Below are 17,046 nucleotides of genomic sequence, written 5' to 3'. Positions count from 1 at the left end.
CACCACCAGCCAGATGGAACGCGTGCTGTCCGAACGAGAGGACGACTTGAAGGCCGACGCAAAGCTGGCCGGAAACGTGCTTCACCGATTTGGCGGCTTCTTCCTCGGCCGTTGGCGCGAAAACGATTGGCAATGGGGCCGCTTGGATGCTGCAGCGGGAATCGCAAGGATTCTCGAACGGGCTCACCGTGAGGATGCAGCCCCCGAGGAGGACGCCGAAGAACAGCTCGATGTACTAGTTCAGGCTAAGGTAGCGGCGCTTCAGCGGTCGATCGTTGCAGAGGCGGCGGAAACCGTCGAGTCAACCGGGTCGGGCGGGATTGTCGAATCAACCGGCGCGGACGGCCTCGATGCGATCTCACCGCAGTACCGCTTCTCGTTGATTTCTCGGATCGTGCCGCTGGTATACCGTGCCCTGCTGCCCCCGAAGGAATCCGGCGCGTCGGTGGCCGGTGCCGCGGCGCTGCTTGCGCAAGGCATCATCCGCCCGCTCGCGGTACCGCTCACACTAATCGCCGACCCGCTGCGTGCGGCGTGGTCAGTGGTGGTGGTTCTCGGCGCGGCCGCTCTCCTTGGTGCTGGTACCAGCCCGAGAGGATGGCAGTTCATCTTCGCCCTCGTGCTCGGCCTTCTCGCCGCCTTCATCCTCGTACGTGCCCGCAAGGCAGATGCTAACTGGCAGGAATTGACCGAGAACCTGAAGCGCCTCAACGAAGATCATCCGGAATACGAGATACGGACTCGATGGGCGCCGATCCTAGCCAACACGAGCGCCCGCCGGTTCCGGTTGGCTTCGTGGGCGCTGGGAACCGTCACTTTCGCCTCGGCGCTCTACTACCTGGCGGCCGTTTTGTGGCAGTGGCCGCGTTTAGCGTTACCGGTGGAACTTTTCTTCGTCGCGATATTCATCGTCGTGGGGCTCCAGCACTGGCTGAACCAGCGGTCCTATCGCGTGCAGAAAGCGCGCACCTATAGTGGCGTGCGCCGCGGTCTGGTCGTACTCGCGCTCGCAGTCGCCGTTGGGGTGGGGACAACGGCCGAATGCTTCGCGCGGTATCAAGCCCACCACGCGGCCACGACACACTGCCACGCCAGCACTTGCGGTTGGTGGTGGGATCAACCGCCCGTCACATGGATCGTCGCGGCAGTAGCCGTTGCCTTGCTAACGCTGCTCTCGTTGTGGGGCTGGGTCTCTCCCGCCTGGACGTGGTTCTGGGTGGTCGTCACCGCGGTGATGGCCACGGCTGCGCAGTGGTTCCTCGACGATGTGGTGGCGGCGGTACGCGACAACGGGGTGTGGGACCTGTTGCCCACCCTTGTGTGGATGATCGTTCTGGGTGTCGTCATGCCAAAAATGCCCTGCCGCAACAAGGATTACGGAGAGACCGACAGGCTGGACATCATTGGGCTGCCGCAAGCCAGTTCGATGACGCGTGTAGACTCGACCCCGCAGCCCGCGCGAGCGGGCTGACTTCGCGCGCCCGCAGCACGACCGGATGCCTCGCGGTCCCGCCCCCGGCGGGTCAGGCATCCCGCAGGCGCCAGGGCCCGGCCTCAACCCGATGCCGGGCGCAACCGACAACGAAAGCAAGGCACACCCATGGCCGTCGTGACCATGAAACAGCTGCTCGACAGCGGCACCCACTTCGGGCATCAGACCCGTCGCTGGAATCCCAAGATGAAGCGGTTCATCTTCACCGACCGCAATGGCATCTACATCATCGACCTTCAGCAGACGCTGACCTACATCGACAAGGCCTACGAGTTCGTCAAGGAGACCGTCGCCCATGGCGGCACGATCCTGTTCGTCGGCACCAAGAAGCAGGCCCAGGAATCCATCGCCGCCGAGGCCACCCGGGTGGGCATGCCGTATGTCAACCAGCGCTGGCTGGGCGGCATGCTGACCAACTTCTCCACCGTGCACAAGCGGCTGCAGCGCCTCAAGGAGCTGGAAGCCATGGAGCAGACCGGAGGCTTCGAGGGCCGCACCAAGAAGGAAATCCTCGGCCTGACCCGCGAGAAGAACAAGCTCGAACGCAGCCTCGGCGGCATCCGCGACATGAACAGGGTGCCGTCGGCGGTGTGGGTCGTTGACACCAACAAGGAGCACATCGCCGTCGGCGAGGCCCGCAAGCTCGGCATCCCGGTGATCGCGATCCTCGACACCAACTGCGATCCCGACCTCGTCGACTATCCGATTCCGGGCAACGACGACGCGATCCGCTCGGCCGCGCTGCTGACAAGAGTGATCGCGTCGGCGGTCGCCGAGGGCCTGCAGGCCCGCGCCGGTCTGGGCAACGGCGAGGGCAAGCCCGAGGCCGAAGGGGCCGAGCCGCTGGCCGAGTGGGAGCAGGAGCTGCTCGCAAGCGCCACCGCGACCGCCAGCCCCACCGCCGAAGGCGCCGAGCCCGGCACCCCGGAGGCGGACATCCAAACCGAACCGAAGACCACCAGGGAGTGACATGGCCAATTACACCGCCGCCGACGTCAAGCGGCTTCGCGAGCTCACCGGCGCCGGCATGCTCGACTGCAAGAACGCGCTGGCCGACGCCGACGGCGACTTCGACAAGGCCGTCGAGCTGCTGCGCATCAAGGGCGCCAAGGACGTCGGCAAGCGCGCCGAGCGCGCCACCGCCGAGGGCCTGGTGGCAGCCAAGGACGGCGCGCTGGTCGAGCTGAACTCCGAGACCGACTTCGTCGCCAAAAACGCCGAATTCCAAGCGCTCGCCGACCAGATCGTCGCGGCCGCCACGGCATCAAAGGCCACCGACATCGACACCCTCAAGGCCGCCAAGGCCGGGACCAAGACCGTCGAGCAGGCGATCGCCGACCTGTCCGCCAAGATCGGCGAAAAGCTCGAGCTGCGCCGCGTCGCGTACTTCGACGGCACGGTGGAGACCTACCTGCATAAGCGATCGGCCGACCTGCCGCCGGCCGTCGGCGTGCTGGTCGAATACCAGGGCTCGGACAAGGACGCCGCCCACGCCGCAGCACTGCAGATCGCCGCACTGAAGGCCAAATACCTCAGCCGCGACGACGTGCCGGCAGACGTCGTCGCCAACGAACGGCGGATCGCCGAGGAGACCGCGAAGTCGGAGGGCAAGCCGGAAAAGGCGCTGCCGAAGATCGTCGAGGGCCGCCTCAACGGCTTCTTCAAGGACGTCGTGCTGCTCGAGCAGCCGTCGGTGTCCGACAACAAGAAGACCGTCAAGGCGCTGCTCGACGAGGCCGGCGTGACGGTGACCCGGTTCGCCAGGTTCGAGGTTGGCCAGGCGTAGCGCACTGCTAGCGTCGACGCATGGCCGGTATCCATGCGTACCGCGACGACCCACTCGGTGACTCCGACGCGGTGGGGCTGGTGCAGCGCCTGCGGTCGGGCGCGGTGTCGGCGGCTGAGCTGGTCGAGGCGGCGATCGCGCGCACCGAGGCCGTAAACCCGGCGCTGAACGCGCTGGCCTACCAGGCGTACGACCGCGCCCGCCGGGAGGCGTCCGGCCCGCGGCCGCGCGGCTTCTTCGCCGGCGTGCCGACGTTCGTCAAGGACAACGTCGACGTCGCGGGGATGCCGACGATGCAGGGCACCGACGCGTGGCCCCCGCGGCCGGCCCGCGCCGACGGCGTTTGGGCCCGAATGTATTTGGCCACCGGGCTGGTTGCGCTCGGCAAGACGCAGATGTCGGAATTCGGCTTCAGCGCATCCGCCGAGCACCCCCGGCTGAAGGCGGTGCGCAATCCGTGGAGCCCCGAACACACCGCGGGCGCGTCGTCCTCGGGTTCCGCGGCGTTCGTCGCCGCCGGTGCGGTGCCGATCGCGCACGCGAATGACGGCGGCGGATCGATCCGCATCCCGGCTTCGTGCAACGGTTTGGTGGGGTTGAAGCCCACGCGCGGCCGACTGCCGCTGGACAAGTACATGCGCCAGATGCCGCTGCGCATCATCACCAACGGTGTGGTGACTCGTTCGGTCCGCGACACCGCCGCGTTCTATCGCGAGGCCGAGCGGCTGTGGCGCAACCCCAAGCTGCCGCCGGTCGGGGACGTCACCCATCCGGCCAAGGAGCGCCTGACGGTCGCGGTCATCACCAGTTCGCTGCTGCGGGACGCAACCGCCGAAGTTCGCGAGTTGACTTTGAAGACCGCAGCGTTGCTGGAAGAGCTCGGCCACCGCGTCGTGCACCTCGACCAACCGCCAGTGCCGGCGTGGTTTGTCGACGATTTTCTTTTGTATTGGTCGTTCCTGGCCTTCGCGGTCGTGCGCGGCGGTCGCGGATCGTTCGGTGGCACATTCGACCGCACCCGCCTCGACAACCTCACCTTGGGGCTGGACCGCTTCGCCGGCCGCAACCTGCACCGGCTGCCGGTGGCGATCGCCCGGCTGGCCGCGTCACGCCGGATTACCGCGCGGCTGTTCCGCAGGTATGACGCGGTGTTGACGCCGACGCTTGCCGATCCGCCGCCAAGGCTCGGTCACCTCGATCCCACCGCCGACTACCAGCAGATCATCGACCGACTTGTCGACTGGGCCGCGTTCACGCCGCTGCAGAACACCACGGGCGATCCGGCGATCTCGTTGCCGCTTGCCGAATCCGCGGCCGGGTTGCCGGTCGGCATGATGTTCGCGGCGACCCGCGGCGAGGAGGCCAAGCTGCTGGGCCTGGCGTACGAACTCGAACAGGCCCGGCCCTGGCCCCTGCTCAAAGGCCGCATCCAGGGCTGAGCATGGCCCGTGGCTACGTCTATGACCAGGGCTTCGCGCAGGAGCGGGAACGGCTGCGCGGCATCGAAAGCCTGTGGGACCCAGGCAGTCAGGCGCTGATCGACGAACTCGGCATCGCGCCGGGGTGGACCTGTCTTGAGGTGGGCGCGGGCGGCGGCTCGCTCGTCGAATGGATGAGCCAGCGCGGCGCCACGGTGATGGCCGTCGACATCGACACGCGGTTCATCGAGCCGCTGGCCTCCGAGGCGGTCCAGGTCCGCCGCCTCGACCTGCGCACCGATGAGCTGCCGGCGTGCCGATTCGACATGGTCCACGCCCGCCTCGTGCTCGAGCACCTCACCGAGCGCAAGCAGATCGTCGACCGCCTCGCCACGACATTGCGGCCCGGCGGCTGGCTTGTCATCGAGGACTACGACTGGATCGGGTTCGGCTTCCAGGGCAACGACCTTCAACTCGAGCGCGTGGCCGAGGCAGTCATGACCTTCATGCAGCGGGCGGGTTTTGAGCCGCACTATGGCCGCCAGGTCGTCGACGACATCGCCTCGGCCGGGCTGGTCGATGTCCGCGGCGAGGGACGGATCCGCGTAATCGATTCCAGTGCACCGGGTTTCGACTTCTTCAGGCTGTCCTTCGAAAGCCTGCGCGGCGCCATCGTCGATGCCGGGTTGATCGCGGCCGAGGAGGCCGACGCAGCAGCTGCGCGTTTTGGCGAGCAGATGCGCCTGTTCACACCGTTGATGATGGCGGGCATCGGCCGCCGCGCGTGAACGCGGCGAACATCGTGAGATTGTCGGCTCTAACGGTGGGTAGCCGCCGTCAGCCCCGTACCCACCGTACCCAGCAGCCGCTTGAATTCGCGCCGCTGCGCTGCGGTCAGCCCGCCCAGCACTCGGTCTTCGGCCGCCCAGATGCCCGGGTCGGTCCGGTTCAGCAGTTCCGTGCCCTTCGAGGCCAATTGCGCGGGCAACGAGCGGCCCGATTGCACGCTGGCGGGCCGCGTCACCAGGCCGCGGTCCTGTAGCCCGCGCAGCACGGTGTTCATCGCCTGTGGCGAGACGTTCGCTTCGCGGGCGAGCTCCGCATTGGACATGCCGGGCGACTTCGAAAGCAAACGCATGCAGATGTACTCCGGGAACGTCAGCCCGAGCGATTCAAGAACCGGTGACACCTCGGCGCGCAATGCCGCAATCACTCGCGACAGCAGGTAACCCAGTGGCAGGTCCTCGAAATCCGTCATATCAACCATGTTGACATATATCAAGGGCGTTGATATACAGAGGGCATGACCACACCACAAACACCCCCGGATTTCACCTTCGAATCGGCCTACCGCGGCGATGTCGCGGAGCTGGGCCTGGGCGCCAAGCCGCCGTGGAGCATCGGCGAACCGCAACCCGAAATCGCTGCGCTGATCGAGGCGGGCAAGTTCCACGGCGACGTGTTAGACGTGGGCTGCGGCGAGGCCGCGGTCGACCTGTATCTGGCCGAACGTGGTTACACCACCGTTGGACTTGATCTTTCGCCCACCGCCATCGAATTGGCGCGTGCCGAGGCCGCCAGGCGCGGGCTCAGCAATGCCACCTTCGACGTCGCCGACATCAGCTCGTTCACCGGATACGACGACCGGTTCGGCACCATCGTCGACAGCACCCTTTTTCACTCAATTCCTGTCGAGGCCCGCGAGGGTTACCAGCAGTCGATCGTGCGCGCCGCCGCGCCCGGTGCCTCGTATTTCGCGCTGGTGTTCGACCGGGCGGGTCTGCCCGAGGGGCCCGCGAACCCCGTCACCGAGGACGAGCTACGCGACGTGGTGTCGAAGTACTGGGTGATCGACGAGATCAGGCCCGCGCGCATCCACGCCGTGCTGCCGGACGGCCTCGCCGCGCCCATGCCGTTCGGCGACGTGCGGGATGAGCCCAATGGCCGCAAGTCGGTGCCGGCCTGGCTGCTGTCGGCGCATCTGGGCTAGTCCCGACACGCAGCCCCCCGAAGGTAGCTGCGAAGCCGTTATGAGGCAGGATTGGGGATGCCGTCCCGGGTGAATTGCCGGGATGGCGCTCGCATGCGAGGACCCAAGGAGCCTGATGGCGGATCCCAACCGGACCAACGGCGCGGGAGCCGCCCCATCGCGGCCGCCATACAACCGGGTGTTGCTCAAGCTCGGCGGCGAGATGTTCGGCGGCGGCCAGGTCGGGCTGGATCCCGACGTCGTGCATCAGGTCGCCCGCCAGATCGCCGAAGTGGTCCGCACCGGCGTGCAGGTTGCTGTGGTGATCGGCGGCGGCAACTTCTTCCGCGGCGCCCAGCTGCAGCAGCGGGGAATGGAGCGCAACCGGTCCGATTACATGGGCATGCTCGGCACGGTGATGAATAGCCTTGCGCTGCAGGACTTTCTGGAGAAGGAGGGCATCGCCACCCGGGTGCAGACGGCGATCACGATGGGTCAGGTCGCCGAACCGTACATTCCGCTGCGGGCGGTTCGGCACCTGGAGAAGGGCCGCGTGGTGATCTTTGGCGCCGGCATGGGGCTGCCCTACTTCTCCACCGACACCACCGCGGCGCAGCGCGCACTGGAGATCAAGGCCGACGTGGTGCTGATGGCCAAGGCAGTCGACGGCATCTTCACCGCCGACCCGCGGACTGACCCGAACGCCGTGTTGCTGACCGAGATCAGCCACCGCGAGGTCATCGACCGCGGCCTTCGGGTGGCCGATGCGACGGCGTTTTCGCTCTGCATGGACAACGGCATGCCGATTCTGGTGTTCAACCTGCTGATTAATGGCAATATCGCCCGAGCGGTCGCAGGTGAGAAGATCGGGACATTGGTCAGCAGCTGAGGAGGCGCCGTGATCGATGAGACCCTCTTCGACGCCGAAGAGAAGATGGAGAAAGCCGTCGCGGTAGCGCGCGACGATCTCGCGTCCATTCGCACCGGGCGCGCCAACCCCGGAATGTTCTCCCGCATCAGCATCGACTACTACGGCGCATCCACGCCGATCACCCAGCTGTCGTCGATCAACGTGCCCGAGGCACGACTGGTCGTGATCAAGCCATATGAGCAGTCGCAGCTGGGCAAGATCGAGACCGCGATCCGCAATTCGGACCTCGGCGTGAACCCCACCAACGACGGCAACGTGATCCGAGTGGCCATCCCGCAGCTCACCGAGGAACGCCGCCGTGAGCTGGTCAAGCAGGCCAAGGCCAAGGGTGAGGACGGCCGGGTCTCGGTGCGCAACGTCCGTCGCAGGGCGATGGAGGAGCTGCACCGCATCCGCAAGGACGGCGAGGCCGGCGAGGACGAGGTCGTCCGGGCCGAAAAGGAATTGGACAAGACCACGCACCAGTACGTCGAGCAGATCGACGAGCTCGTCAAGCACAAAGAAGGCGAATTGCTCGAGGTATAGATGACCCGACGGCGATCGACTTCCGTGGCAGAAACCGAGACCGGCGCACCGAACGGCTCGTCACCCGACGCGCCGAAGGCCCCGCGGGCGGGGCGGAACCTTCCCGCCGCTATCGCGGTCGGCGTGGTCCTCGGCGGGCTGCTGATCGTGATCCTGCTGTTCGCGCCGTACGTGTGGCTCGGCGTGGTGGCTGTGGCCGTTCCGATCGCGACGCACGAGGTGACGCGACGGCTCCGGGAAGCTGGCTACGCGATCCCGATCGTGCCGCTGCTGCTCGGCGGCCAGGCCACCATCTGGCTGACGTGGCCGTACGGCCCGGCCGGTGCGCTCGGCGGTTACGCGGCGACGGTCGTGGTCTGCATGATCTGGCGGCTGGTCGGTCAGGGCCTTTCCCACGCGCCCGCCAACTACCTGCGCGACATCTCCGTCACGGTGTTTCTGGCCACCTGGGTGCCGATGTTCGCCAGCTTCGGCGCGCTGCTGATCTACCAGGACCACGGCGCCGGGCGAGTGTTCACGCTGATGCTCACCGTGGTGTGCTCCGATGTCGGCGGCTACACCGCCGGGGTGCTGTTCGGTAAGCACCTGATGGTTCCGGCGATCAGCCCGAAGAAGTCGTGGGAGGGTCTGGCCGGGTCGCTGCTGTTCGGCATCACCGCCTCGGTGCTGGCCGTCGCGTTTCTCCTGGACAAGCCGGCCTGGGTCGGCGTTCCGCTGGGGCTGATGCTGGTGATCACCGGGACGCTGGGCGACCTGGTGGAATCTCAGTTCAAACGCGACCTGGGCATCAAGGACATGGGCACGCTGCTACCGGGCCACGGCGGGCTGATGGACCGCATCGACGCGATGCTGCCGTCGGCCGTCGCGACCTGGATCGTGTTGACGCTGCTGGCCTGAGAGCTGAAGACCTCAGCCGCAACCACTTTCGCAGCCATGTGCACCTTGGTGTCGCAGGCTCGGCAGTGGGTATGCCCCCGGGATGGACGTGAATCCCGCCGTTGGCGCCCGCCCAGCCCCGCCTGATCGCCCACCTCGGGAATCGGGTGGTCAACAAGCCGTGCCACCGGCACCGGCGCGGCGCGGGACAACGCACCCGTGGCTTGTGCTGACCGTGATCGGGACCGCGCAGTTGATGGTGGTGTTGGACACCACCATCGTGAACATCGCATTGCCGTCGGCGCAGAATGCACTGCATTTCGGCACCGAGAGCCGGCAATGGATCATCACCGCGTACTCGCTTGCCTTCGGCAGTTTGCTGCTTCTCGGTGGACGGCTATCCGATCTGCTCGGGCGCCGTCGCACGCTGGTCCTCGGCTTGCTCGGCTTCGCCGCGGCCTCCGCGGTCGGCGGTGCCGCAACCGGATTCGCGATGCTGGTGATCGCCCGGTCCCTGCAGGGTGTTTTCGCGGCCGTGTTGGCCCCGGCGGCACTGTCGACGCTCAACGTGGTGTTCACCGAGCCCAGGCAACGCGGCAGAGCGTTCGGGGTCTATGCCGCCATCGCCGCTGGCGGTGCCGTCGTGGGATTGTTGCTCGGCGGTGCACTCACCGAGTGGCTGTCATGGCGATGGTGTCTGTACGTGAACCTGGCGTTCGCCGTCCCGGCCGCGGCTGGGGTGCTGGCGCTCGTGCCCGCCAAGGGCAACCGCGGTCGGCTGGTCCGGCTCGACTGGCCCGGCGTCGTCACCGCCTCGGGCGGGTTGTTCTGTCTGGTCTACGGCCTGTCGAACGCCGAGACGCACAGTTGGACTGCGCCGCTGACGATCGTCATGTTCGCCGCCAGCGCAGTGCTGCTGATCGCGTTCGCCGTGATCGAGACCAAGGTCGCTGCTCCGCTGTTGCCGCTGCACGTGGTCACCGACCGCAACCGTGTCGGCGCCTACCTTGCGATCGGGTTGGCGTTCTGCAGCATGTTCAGCGCCTTCCTGTTTCTCACCTACTACATGCAGCAGAGCCTCGGCTACAGCCCGATGAAGACCGGTGTGGCGTTCTTGCCGATGGCTGGCGGCATCGCGCTGTCGGCCGGTGCCGCCAATACCCGGTTGGTTCCTCGGTTCGGGGCGCGACCCCTGGTGCCGACCGGGATGCTGATCGCAGCCTGCGCGATGTTCTGGCTCACCCACCTCGACGTCACCTCGACGTATGCCAAAGATGTCGTCGGGCCGTTGTTGATCCTCGGCCTGGGGCTGGGTTTGAGTTTCGCGCCGGCGATAGTGACCGCCACCGCCGGTGTGGCCGACGACGATGCCGGGGTTGCCTCGGCAATGGTCAACACCAGCCAGCAAATAGGCGGTGCGGTCGGAACCGCCGCGCTTTCAACGATCTTCGCGTCGGCTGTCAGCCGGTACATGACCAGTCACTACCCGCCGGCACCGCCGGTGCGGGCCGCGGGCGCCATCCACGGCTACACCGTGGCATTCAGCGTCAGCGCGGCACTTTTTCTGGTCGGGATGGTGCTCACCGCGCTGCTGCTGCGCAGCGGGCCTCCGGCAGGCACCGCTTCCAAGTCCGCCGCGACGCGGCACCAGGACGCCGTTTCGGCACCATCGGCCAACGCGACCGATGGCGATATGCCGCAGGACCCCCGGCGGAACCGGATGACCGAACTGCTCGACCGGGGATTCAACCGCGAGGCGGTCGGTCTGATTCTCGACCTCGAACTCCGCATCACGCAGTTGGAAGCCGAAAACCGCTATCTCGCAGAGAACCTGGGCTTCGCCAGCGCGACGGGCCGGCTCCGGACGTGGTGATCGTCGCTATCGGTTGGCGCAAAGGCCATCGGTTGCAAATTCCGGGTTCGCGGGCGCGCGATCGCCAAGCGGATCGCCAAGCGGATCGCGTTGCCGGCCCGACGCGCGGCTGTTGAGCCAGCAGGCCGCCGCGCCGACGACAAGCCCGACGGCGATGCCGGCGTCGGGGCGCTGGCCCAGCATCAGCCACGACAGCAGCCCGGCCACCGCGGGGATCACCGCGAACAGCATCGCCACCGCCGCCGCGCCGTGTGCGCTGATCGCCCGCACGTACAGGCTCACCCCCAGCGCCGCGTTCAGCAGCACGACGCCCGCGATCGCGACCGTGGCCTTCACCGCGTCGTGCACGGCGAACGGGGTCAGGCACGCCAGCACCGCGGCCGGCACCAGCGCCACCGCGTTCTGCACGGCGCTGGTCGCCCGGAAGTCGACCCCGGCGCAGAACCGCTGCTGGTAAATGCCGCCGGCGGACAACCCAAGCAGCGCGATCACCAGCAGCACGATGACCGGGTCGACGCCATGTGTCGCCACCAGCCGTCTCGCGCAGGCAGCCAGCACCGCGACCACCCCGAGCCCCAGCGCCACGACTCGCCACGAGCCGAGCCGCTCGCGCAAGAACACCGCCGCGAGAATCGCCGTCGCCACCGGGTTCATCGCGATCAGCACCGCGCACAGCACTGCCGGCGCCCCCCGCTGTACCGCCTCGTATAGGGCGCAGAACTGCACGGCCTGCATCAGCAGACCGGTCACCGCGACGTGCGCGAGTCGACGGCCGGTCGGCCATCGCACGCCCGACAGGTGCGCCCACACGCCGAGGATGGTCGCGGCCAGCCCGAATCGCACGACGAGCACCGCCATCGGCGTCATGCCGGTTACCGCGAGAGCGCCGATCGGGTAGCCGAGCGCGTAGAAGAACGTGACGGCCGATGCGGTTCTCAGCGGCATGCGCGGCAGGTCCATGGGCTCCATGCTGGCGGGACGAACCGGCGCCGTCCAACGATTATTAGCGATCACAACCGATCGATAGCGCTTATCGCTCGGCCGCCCATGCACAGTATCTGCCGCCCCAGGGCCACGATATTGATCGTTTTCGCTGATCGGAATACCATGTGCAGATGCCTCAGGTGCTGGACATCGCGCCGCTGCGAAGCATGGTGGCGGTGGCCGATTGTGGCGGATTTCACCGCGCCGCGGCGGCGCTGCATCTGACCCAGTCCGCGGTGAGCCAGCACCTGCGCAAGATCGAGGGCGTGGTGGGCGGACCCGTGGTCGAGCGATCGGGCCGCGGTGTGGTGTTCACCGAACTAGGGCAGCGGGTGCTGCGCCACGCGCGCACGATCCTCGCCGCCCACGACACCGCGCTCGACGATCTCGGCGCGACCGATAGCCGCGTGCTGGTGATCGGTGCGACCGAGCACGGCGCCGACGTGATGCTTCCGGGATTGACCCGGACGCTGCGGGAACGATTGCCGGACTGGCAGGTGCGTTTTCGGTTGGACCGCAATGTGTCGCTGGCCGACTCCATCGAACGCGGGCTGGTCGACCTGGCGATCATGCTCGACGGCTCCGGCTTCGACCGCAACAGCGCCTCGGGAGCTGTCGGGTTGAAATGGGTTTCGTCGCGCAACTTCTCGGCGCCCGCGGGCCGGCCGCTGCCGCTGGTGATTTTCGCCGAGCCGTGCACGCTGCGAGAACCCGCATTCTCGATCCTGCAGAAGCGGGCGATTTCCTACCAGGTGGCCGCCGAATGCGCCGATCTGGCCGGGCTGTACGCCGCGGTGCGGTCGGGGCTCGGGGTGGCGCTGCTGCCGTTGATCGGCAAGCTTCCCGATGGCCTGTGCCCGGCCGAGGGCCTGCCCGCCGCCAACCGCGCGTCGGTGTTCGTGCGCGGCCGCGCCGGGCTGGACGCCGAGGTGCTGTCGACCGTCGACGTCGCCGTCCGTGACGTGCTGGCGGCCGAAGCCTGATGCTGCCGTTGATGTTCGACGCGCCGCGACGGGCACAACCGCCGCGGCATCTGGCCGACCTCGACGAGCCCGGCCGTGCCGACGCGGTCGCCGAACTCGGGCTGCCGCCCTTTCGGGCCAAACAGCTGGCGCACCAGTATTTCGGGCGGCTGATCGCGGACCCGCGGCAGATGACCGATCTGCCGGCGGCCGTGCGCGACTCGGTTGCCGATGCGCTGTTTCCCGAGCTGCTGGCGGCGGTCCGAGAGGTCGAGTGCGACGCGGGGGAGACCCGGAAAACGCTGTGGCGCGCGGTCGACGGCACGACTTTCGAGTCGGTGCTGATGCGCTATCCGCAACGCCACACGGTGTGCATCTCGTCGCAGGCGGGCTGCGGGATGGCGTGTCCGTTCTGCGCGACCGGCCAGGGCGGCCTGACGCGAAACCTGTCGACCGCCGAAATCCTCGAGCAGATCCGCTCGGCCGCAGTCCAATTGCGCGACCGCGACGGCGCCCGGCTATCCAACGTGGTGTTCATGGGCATGGGCGAGCCGCTGGCCAACTACAAGCGCGTGCTCGCCGCGGTGCGCCGCATCACCGCGGCGCCGCCGCGCGGATTCGGCATCTCGGCGCGGTCGGTCACCGTGTCCACGGTCGGGCTGGTGCCGGCGGTACGCAAGTTCGCCGACGAGCGCCTCGGCGTGACGCTGGCGCTATCGCTGCACGCCCCGGACGACGAGCTGCGCGACACATTGGTGCCGGTGAACACCCGCTGGAAGGTCGGCGAAGCGTTGCAGGCGGCCCGGTATTACGGCGATATGACGGGGCGGCGGGTGTCGATCGAGTACGCGTTGATTCGCGACGTCAACGATCAGCCGTGGCGGGCCGACCTGCTGGGCGAAAAGCTGCACGCGGCGCTCGGCCCGCTCGTGCACGTGAACCTCATCCCGCTCAACCCGACACCGGGCAGTGACTGGGATGCCAGCCCGAAATCCGTTGAGCGCGAGTTTGTTCGGCGGATCCGCGCGCAAGGCGTGTCCTGCACCGTGCGCGACACCCGCGGCCGCGAGATCGCGGCGGCGTGTGGGCAGCTGGCCGCCGTCGGCGGCTAATGGATTCGGCCCCGCCGGCGCAGCCACCAGTTGCGGCCGGTGATGATCAGGATCACCGAGGCGATCGCGACCAACGTCCAGTCCTCGACGTGGCCCACGTGATTGCCGATGGTCATCAGCAGCAGGAATCCCGCGATCAGCACCAGCACCACGTGCCACAACCGCGGCGCGTCGCCGCTCCAGCCCCATTCGGCCGATGGCACGTCGACGGTGTCCGGTCCGGTGTGTCGTTCGACCTCGGTGGTGGCCACGGCGCTCCTGGTGACTCGGATTGACAACTAGCCGTCATTCTGGCACAGCGGGCAGGGCGCGCGTATGGTCAAGCCGGGTCGGAGGGAGTGGGCCGTGGCTACCGAGTTTGAAGGCAAGGTTGCATTCATCACCGGCGCCGCTCGCGGCCAGGGCCGCTCGCACGCCGTCCGGTTCGCCGAAGAGGGCGCCGACATCATCGCGGTCGACATCTGCGATCAGATCGACACCGTCGCGTACCCGATGGCCACATCCGAGGATTTGGACGAAACGGTCAAACTCGTCGAGAAGACCGGCCGTCGCATCGTCGCCGAGCCGGGCGATGTCCGTGACTTCGAACGGCTGAAACGCGTGGTGGCCCACGGTGTCGCGGAATTCGGGCGCATCGACTTCGTCATTGCCAACGCCGGCATTGGCACGAACCTCGGCGAATCGTCCCACCGCTTGGCTGCGTTTGTCGACGCCGTCGACGTGATGCTCAACGGCGTTTACTACACGATCGAAGCGGCCTTGCCGGCGATGCTGGCGCACGGCGACGGCGGCGCAATCGTGATTACGAGTTCGGGTGCCGGTCTCAAGTCGATCTCCCCGGCGTTCACCACGACAAGCCACGGCCTGGCCGGCTACCAGGCCGCCAAGCACGGAGTCGTCGGCTTGATGCGCTATTACGCTACCTCATTGGCCGAGAAGAACATTCGGGTCAACACCGTCCACCCGGGCGGCGTCGCGACGCCGATGATCGACAACCCGCAGTACGCTGAGTTCTTCGCTGAACACCCCGAGGCGGCGTCCGCGCTCCGAAACATATTGCCGGTCAGGTGGATTGAGCCTGCCGTCATCAGCGACGCGATGGTGTATTTGTGCGGCCACTCCGGTCGGTACACGACCGGCATCACGTTGCCAATCGATGCGGGCTACACGGTCAAGTAGCGTCAGTTCGATGGCTGGTCATCGGGCGCGCCGGCGGCATTGGTTACCACGGCAGTGGTGTCGCGCGGACTATGTGCACCGGCCGACAGCTTCTGGGCGACGAAGCGTGCGGCCTGGTCCGTCAGCCCTGTTTCGCGGTAGAGGCTGTGTGCAGGCACGTCATTGCCGTTGGAGCACACCGGGTCGCCGCCGTTGCACAAGTCGATCGTCTTGTCCCCGTAGAGCGGGCTGAGCGCGGGCAGGGGGCCGCCGCCGATGCGGTTGGACGGGTTGCCGAAGACGGCGACCGCGGCGACGTGGCTTGCGACGTCGCCGGGCATTGGGTTGGCAAACCCGAAGACGGGCTGGCCCGCCACCGTGATGATATCGACGACGGCGGCCCCCTGCGAGTAGCCGCCGAGAACGATCTGGGTGTTCGGGCATGTGGCAGCGATGTTTTGCACGAACGCGCTTGCGTCGTTGGCGCCGTCGGTCGCGCGCAGGAAATCACGCGTCGCCGGATAGTCGACGCCGTAGGCCGCCAGCGACTTCCCGCCGATCATCGGGCGTAGCGAGTCCACGAGGGCCTGACCGACCCGGCCAACGCCGGCGGGTTCGCCGGTTCCGCGGGCGAATACGACCTGCACTCCCGGGCATGCATCGGCGGAGGCGGACGCAACGGCCGCCGATCGGGCCGGCAACGCCGAGATCGTCAGCATCGCGGCCGCGCCGGCGACCACGGACACACCGAGCAGGAGAGGGCGCTGCAGGCCCGCGCCCCGGCGACGGCGATTGGACGGTTTTTCCGGTGCGGCAGATCGGTTTCCAAGTCCGGTCGCGTGCATGGTCAGTCCCTTCTTCAGCGGCAGTGAGAGCCACATGACTTCACTGATTAAGTAACGCTGCCGGACTCAACCATGTCGATGACCTCGCTATTCCGTGTCGACATTTTTTGTTGGTGTTTTAGGCCGACCTGCGGCGCGAAGTTTTGCGATTCGCCTCACAAGGCACCCGGCCGCCGAGTGCCGCGACAGCGGGCCGGCCGACGCCGGTCCCGCGAAACTGCCGGATTCCAGCGGTGTTTCACAAGGTGAAGACGTGTCCGACAGTGGTTGCTTCAACACTAAAGTTAAAATGGCGGCATGGGAAACCAGCCCCAGCAGACCCGCTGGCTCGACGATTGTGAGCAGCGGGCTTGGTTCGCTTTCGTCAGCGTGATGGCAAGGCTCATGTCCGCATTGGATGACCAGCTGCAGCGAAACGCGGGAATCAGCCGCTTCGAGTACATCATCATGGCGCGGCTGTCGATGGCCAAGGATCAGACCATGCGGATGAGCGTGTTGGCGACGCTCGCCGAAGGGTCGCTGCCGCGGCTGTCGCAGGCGGTCGGCCGGCTGGAGAAACGGGGATGGGTCCGCAGAAGCCCCGATCCGGCCGACGGCCGATACACATTGGCCATTCTCACCAAGCAAGGTGCGGCAAAGGTCGCCGAGACCGCGCCCGGCCACGTCGAGACGGTCCGCCACTACGTGTTCGATCAGCTCTCGCACACCCAGGTGCGGCAGCTGACCGGCATCGCCGAGCGCATCCGGCGAGCGCTGCCGCCCGACGAGACATGGCCCAGTGAGATGCCTTCCGCCGAGCGGCCTCGCCCGCGGCCCTAATCGCTGTCAGTCAGCACCAATTCACATCGACGAGTGATCCTTGGTACCACACGTGCACCGAGCAGGCGTCCAGCGGTTGGCTGGAGTGATCGACGACCACCGAATTTGCGGTGTGTTGCACCGGAACGCCCGCAGACGGCGCCGCCATGGCCGGCGCGGCCAGCCCGACAGTCCCCGCGGCCAGTGCGGTCGCAACGGGTAGGACAAGTGTGAGCTTCTTCATGGTCACTCCTTTGTGATCTCCGGGACGAAGCAGCTGACAATCACTTAAACATTCAACCCATCACCGGGTGTTC

At 67.2% G+C, this 17,046-nt stretch carries 19 protein-coding genes; 14 read left to right on the top strand and 5 right to left on the bottom strand.

Going from position 1 to position 17,046, the window contains the following annotated elements; all coding sequences use genetic code 11:
- The 5 genes from VE759_RS09095 to VE759_RS09075 all read left to right on the top strand — a co-directional run.
- A partial coding sequence (locus VE759_RS09095) for a DUF3376 domain-containing protein (RefSeq protein WP_324930650.1) occupies window positions 1–1,471 on the top strand: 1,471 nt, incomplete at its 5' end.
- Window positions 1,472–1,600: 129 nt separating this feature from the next.
- Window positions 1,601–2,461, top strand: coding sequence for a 30S ribosomal protein S2 (gene rpsB / locus VE759_RS09090; RefSeq protein ID WP_324930648.1), 861 nt, complete (start codon window positions 1,601–1,603; stop codon window positions 2,459–2,461).
- A gap of 1 nt (window position 2,462) precedes the next feature.
- Window positions 2,463–3,278 carry a translation elongation factor Ts gene (gene tsf / locus VE759_RS09085; protein WP_324930645.1) on the top strand — a complete coding sequence of 272 codons (816 nt, stop codon included), beginning with the start codon at window positions 2,463–2,465 and terminating at the stop codon, window positions 3,276–3,278.
- Between the two features lie 20 nt (window positions 3,279–3,298).
- The gene (locus tag VE759_RS09080) at window positions 3,299–4,717 is read left to right on the top strand and encodes an amidase (RefSeq protein WP_324930642.1); all 1,419 of its coding nucleotides are present in this window, start codon (window positions 3,299–3,301) and stop codon (window positions 4,715–4,717) included.
- A gap of 2 nt (window positions 4,718–4,719) precedes the next feature.
- Complete coding sequence (locus tag VE759_RS09075; protein WP_324930639.1) at window positions 4,720–5,484, top strand: class I SAM-dependent methyltransferase; 765 nt, start codon at window positions 4,720–4,722, stop codon at window positions 5,482–5,484.
- A gap of 29 nt (window positions 5,485–5,513) precedes the next feature.
- Here the strand turns inward: VE759_RS09075 and VE759_RS09070 are convergent, their stop codons facing one another.
- A complete protein-coding gene (locus VE759_RS09070) occupies window positions 5,514–5,963 on the bottom strand; it encodes a MarR family winged helix-turn-helix transcriptional regulator (RefSeq protein ID WP_414687866.1) in 450 nt (149 codons plus the stop codon).
- A gap of 36 nt (window positions 5,964–5,999) precedes the next feature.
- Between VE759_RS09070 and VE759_RS09065 the strand changes: the two genes are divergently transcribed.
- The 5 genes from VE759_RS09065 to VE759_RS09045 all read left to right on the top strand — a co-directional run bounded on the left by VE759_RS09065 (window position 6,000) and on the right by VE759_RS09045 (window position 10,870).
- The gene (locus tag VE759_RS09065; protein ID WP_324930633.1) at window positions 6,000–6,686 is read left to right on the top strand and encodes a class I SAM-dependent methyltransferase; all 687 of its coding nucleotides are present in this window, start codon (window positions 6,000–6,002) and stop codon (window positions 6,684–6,686) included.
- Window positions 6,687–6,801: 115 nt separating this feature from the next.
- Window positions 6,802–7,554: a UMP kinase gene (gene pyrH, locus VE759_RS09060; protein ID WP_324930630.1), complete on the top strand. Its 753-nt coding sequence runs from the start codon at window positions 6,802–6,804 to the stop codon at window positions 7,552–7,554.
- 9 nt (window positions 7,555–7,563) lie between these two features.
- A complete protein-coding gene (gene frr / locus VE759_RS09055) occupies window positions 7,564–8,121 on the top strand; it encodes a ribosome recycling factor (protein ID WP_324930627.1) in 558 nt (185 codons plus the stop codon).
- The gene (locus VE759_RS09050; protein ID WP_324930624.1) at window positions 8,122–9,018 is read left to right on the top strand and encodes a phosphatidate cytidylyltransferase; all 897 of its coding nucleotides are present in this window, start codon (window positions 8,122–8,124) and stop codon (window positions 9,016–9,018) included.
- Window positions 9,019–9,100: 82 nt separating this feature from the next.
- The gene (locus VE759_RS09045; RefSeq protein WP_414687865.1) at window positions 9,101–10,870 is read left to right on the top strand and encodes an MFS transporter; all 1,770 of its coding nucleotides are present in this window, start codon (window positions 9,101–9,103) and stop codon (window positions 10,868–10,870) included.
- A 6-nt stretch (window positions 10,871–10,876) separates the two neighbouring features.
- Here the strand turns inward: VE759_RS09045 and VE759_RS09040 are convergent, their stop codons facing one another.
- Window positions 10,877–11,815 (bottom strand): DMT family transporter, encoded by a 939-nt coding sequence (locus tag VE759_RS09040; protein WP_414687867.1) that lies wholly within the window; start codon window positions 11,813–11,815, stop codon window positions 10,877–10,879.
- A gap of 170 nt (window positions 11,816–11,985) precedes the next feature.
- Between VE759_RS09040 and VE759_RS09035 the strand changes: the two genes are divergently transcribed.
- Together VE759_RS09035 and rlmN are read left to right on the top strand one after the other, a co-directional pair.
- Window positions 11,986–12,837 (top strand): LysR family transcriptional regulator, encoded by an 852-nt coding sequence (locus tag VE759_RS09035; protein ID WP_324930615.1) that lies wholly within the window; start codon window positions 11,986–11,988, stop codon window positions 12,835–12,837.
- On the top strand, window positions 12,837–13,928 hold the full coding sequence (gene rlmN, locus VE759_RS09030; RefSeq protein WP_324930612.1) for a 23S rRNA (adenine(2503)-C(2))-methyltransferase RlmN: 1,092 nt from the start codon (window positions 12,837–12,839) through the stop codon (window positions 13,926–13,928). The genes VE759_RS09035 and rlmN overlap by 1 nt, the downstream gene beginning before the upstream one ends.
- Here rlmN and VE759_RS09025 read toward each other — a convergent pair.
- Window positions 13,925–14,179, bottom strand: a complete 255-nt coding sequence (locus tag VE759_RS09025) for a DUF2631 domain-containing protein (protein WP_324930609.1) — start codon at window positions 14,177–14,179, stop codon at window positions 13,925–13,927. The two genes, rlmN and VE759_RS09025, sit on opposite strands and share 4 nt — an antisense overlap.
- A gap of 94 nt (window positions 14,180–14,273) precedes the next feature.
- Between VE759_RS09025 and VE759_RS09020 the strand changes: the two genes are divergently transcribed.
- Complete coding sequence (locus VE759_RS09020) at window positions 14,274–15,107, top strand: mycofactocin-coupled SDR family oxidoreductase (protein WP_324930606.1); 834 nt, start codon at window positions 14,274–14,276, stop codon at window positions 15,105–15,107.
- Between the two features lie 2 nt (window positions 15,108–15,109).
- Here the strand turns inward: VE759_RS09020 and VE759_RS09015 are convergent, their stop codons facing one another.
- A complete protein-coding gene (locus VE759_RS09015) occupies window positions 15,110–15,805 on the bottom strand; it encodes a cutinase family protein (protein WP_324930653.1) in 696 nt (231 codons plus the stop codon).
- 423 nt (window positions 15,806–16,228) lie between these two features.
- On the opposite strand from VE759_RS09015, the gene VE759_RS09010 reads away from it, so the two are divergent.
- Window positions 16,229–16,750 carry a MarR family winged helix-turn-helix transcriptional regulator gene (locus VE759_RS09010; protein WP_324930603.1) on the top strand — a complete coding sequence of 174 codons (522 nt, stop codon included), beginning with the start codon at window positions 16,229–16,231 and terminating at the stop codon, window positions 16,748–16,750.
- A 10-nt stretch (window positions 16,751–16,760) separates the two neighbouring features.
- Here the strand turns inward: VE759_RS09010 and VE759_RS09005 are convergent, their stop codons facing one another.
- Window positions 16,761–16,973 carry a hypothetical protein gene (locus VE759_RS09005; protein ID WP_324930600.1) on the bottom strand — a complete coding sequence of 71 codons (213 nt, stop codon included), beginning with the start codon at window positions 16,971–16,973 and terminating at the stop codon, window positions 16,761–16,763.
- Window positions 16,974–17,046 lie beyond the last annotated feature (73 nt).

This window comes from Mycobacterium sp., from assembly GCF_035640695.1.
Classification (GTDB): domain Bacteria; phylum Actinomycetota; class Actinomycetes; order Mycobacteriales; family Mycobacteriaceae; genus Mycobacterium.
This window is presented reverse-complemented; position numbering and strand designations above follow the sequence as displayed.

Coding starts and splice junctions, on each gene's coding strand:
- rpsB (WP_324930648.1), top strand. CDS start 1,601: ATGGCCGTCGTGACCATGAAACAGCTGCTCGACAGCGGCACCCACTTC.
- tsf (WP_324930645.1), top strand. CDS start 2,463: ATGGCCAATTACACCGCCGCCGACGTCAAGCGGCTTCGCGAGCTCACC.
- VE759_RS09080 (WP_324930642.1), top strand. CDS start 3,299: ATGGCCGGTATCCATGCGTACCGCGACGACCCACTCGGTGACTCCGAC.
- VE759_RS09075 (WP_324930639.1), top strand. CDS start 4,720: ATGGCCCGTGGCTACGTCTATGACCAGGGCTTCGCGCAGGAGCGGGAA.
- VE759_RS09070 (WP_414687866.1), bottom strand. CDS start 5,963: ATGGTTGATATGACGGATTTCGAGGACCTGCCACTGGGTTACCTGCTG.
- VE759_RS09065 (WP_324930633.1), top strand. CDS start 6,000: ATGACCACACCACAAACACCCCCGGATTTCACCTTCGAATCGGCCTAC.
- pyrH (WP_324930630.1), top strand. CDS start 6,802: ATGGCGGATCCCAACCGGACCAACGGCGCGGGAGCCGCCCCATCGCGG.
- VE759_RS09050 (WP_324930624.1), top strand. CDS start 8,122: ATGACCCGACGGCGATCGACTTCCGTGGCAGAAACCGAGACCGGCGCA.
- VE759_RS09045 (WP_414687865.1), top strand. CDS start 9,101: ATGGACGTGAATCCCGCCGTTGGCGCCCGCCCAGCCCCGCCTGATCGC.
- VE759_RS09040 (WP_414687867.1), bottom strand. CDS start 11,815: ATGCCGCTGAGAACCGCATCGGCCGTCACGTTCTTCTACGCGCTCGGC.
- VE759_RS09035 (WP_324930615.1), top strand. CDS start 11,986: ATGCCTCAGGTGCTGGACATCGCGCCGCTGCGAAGCATGGTGGCGGTG.
- rlmN (WP_324930612.1), top strand. CDS start 12,837: ATGCTGCCGTTGATGTTCGACGCGCCGCGACGGGCACAACCGCCGCGG.
- VE759_RS09015 (WP_324930653.1), bottom strand. CDS start 15,805: ATGCTGACGATCTCGGCGTTGCCGGCCCGATCGGCGGCCGTTGCGTCC.
- VE759_RS09010 (WP_324930603.1), top strand. CDS start 16,229: ATGGGAAACCAGCCCCAGCAGACCCGCTGGCTCGACGATTGTGAGCAG.
- VE759_RS09005 (WP_324930600.1), bottom strand. CDS start 16,973: ATGAAGAAGCTCACACTTGTCCTACCCGTTGCGACCGCACTGGCCGCG.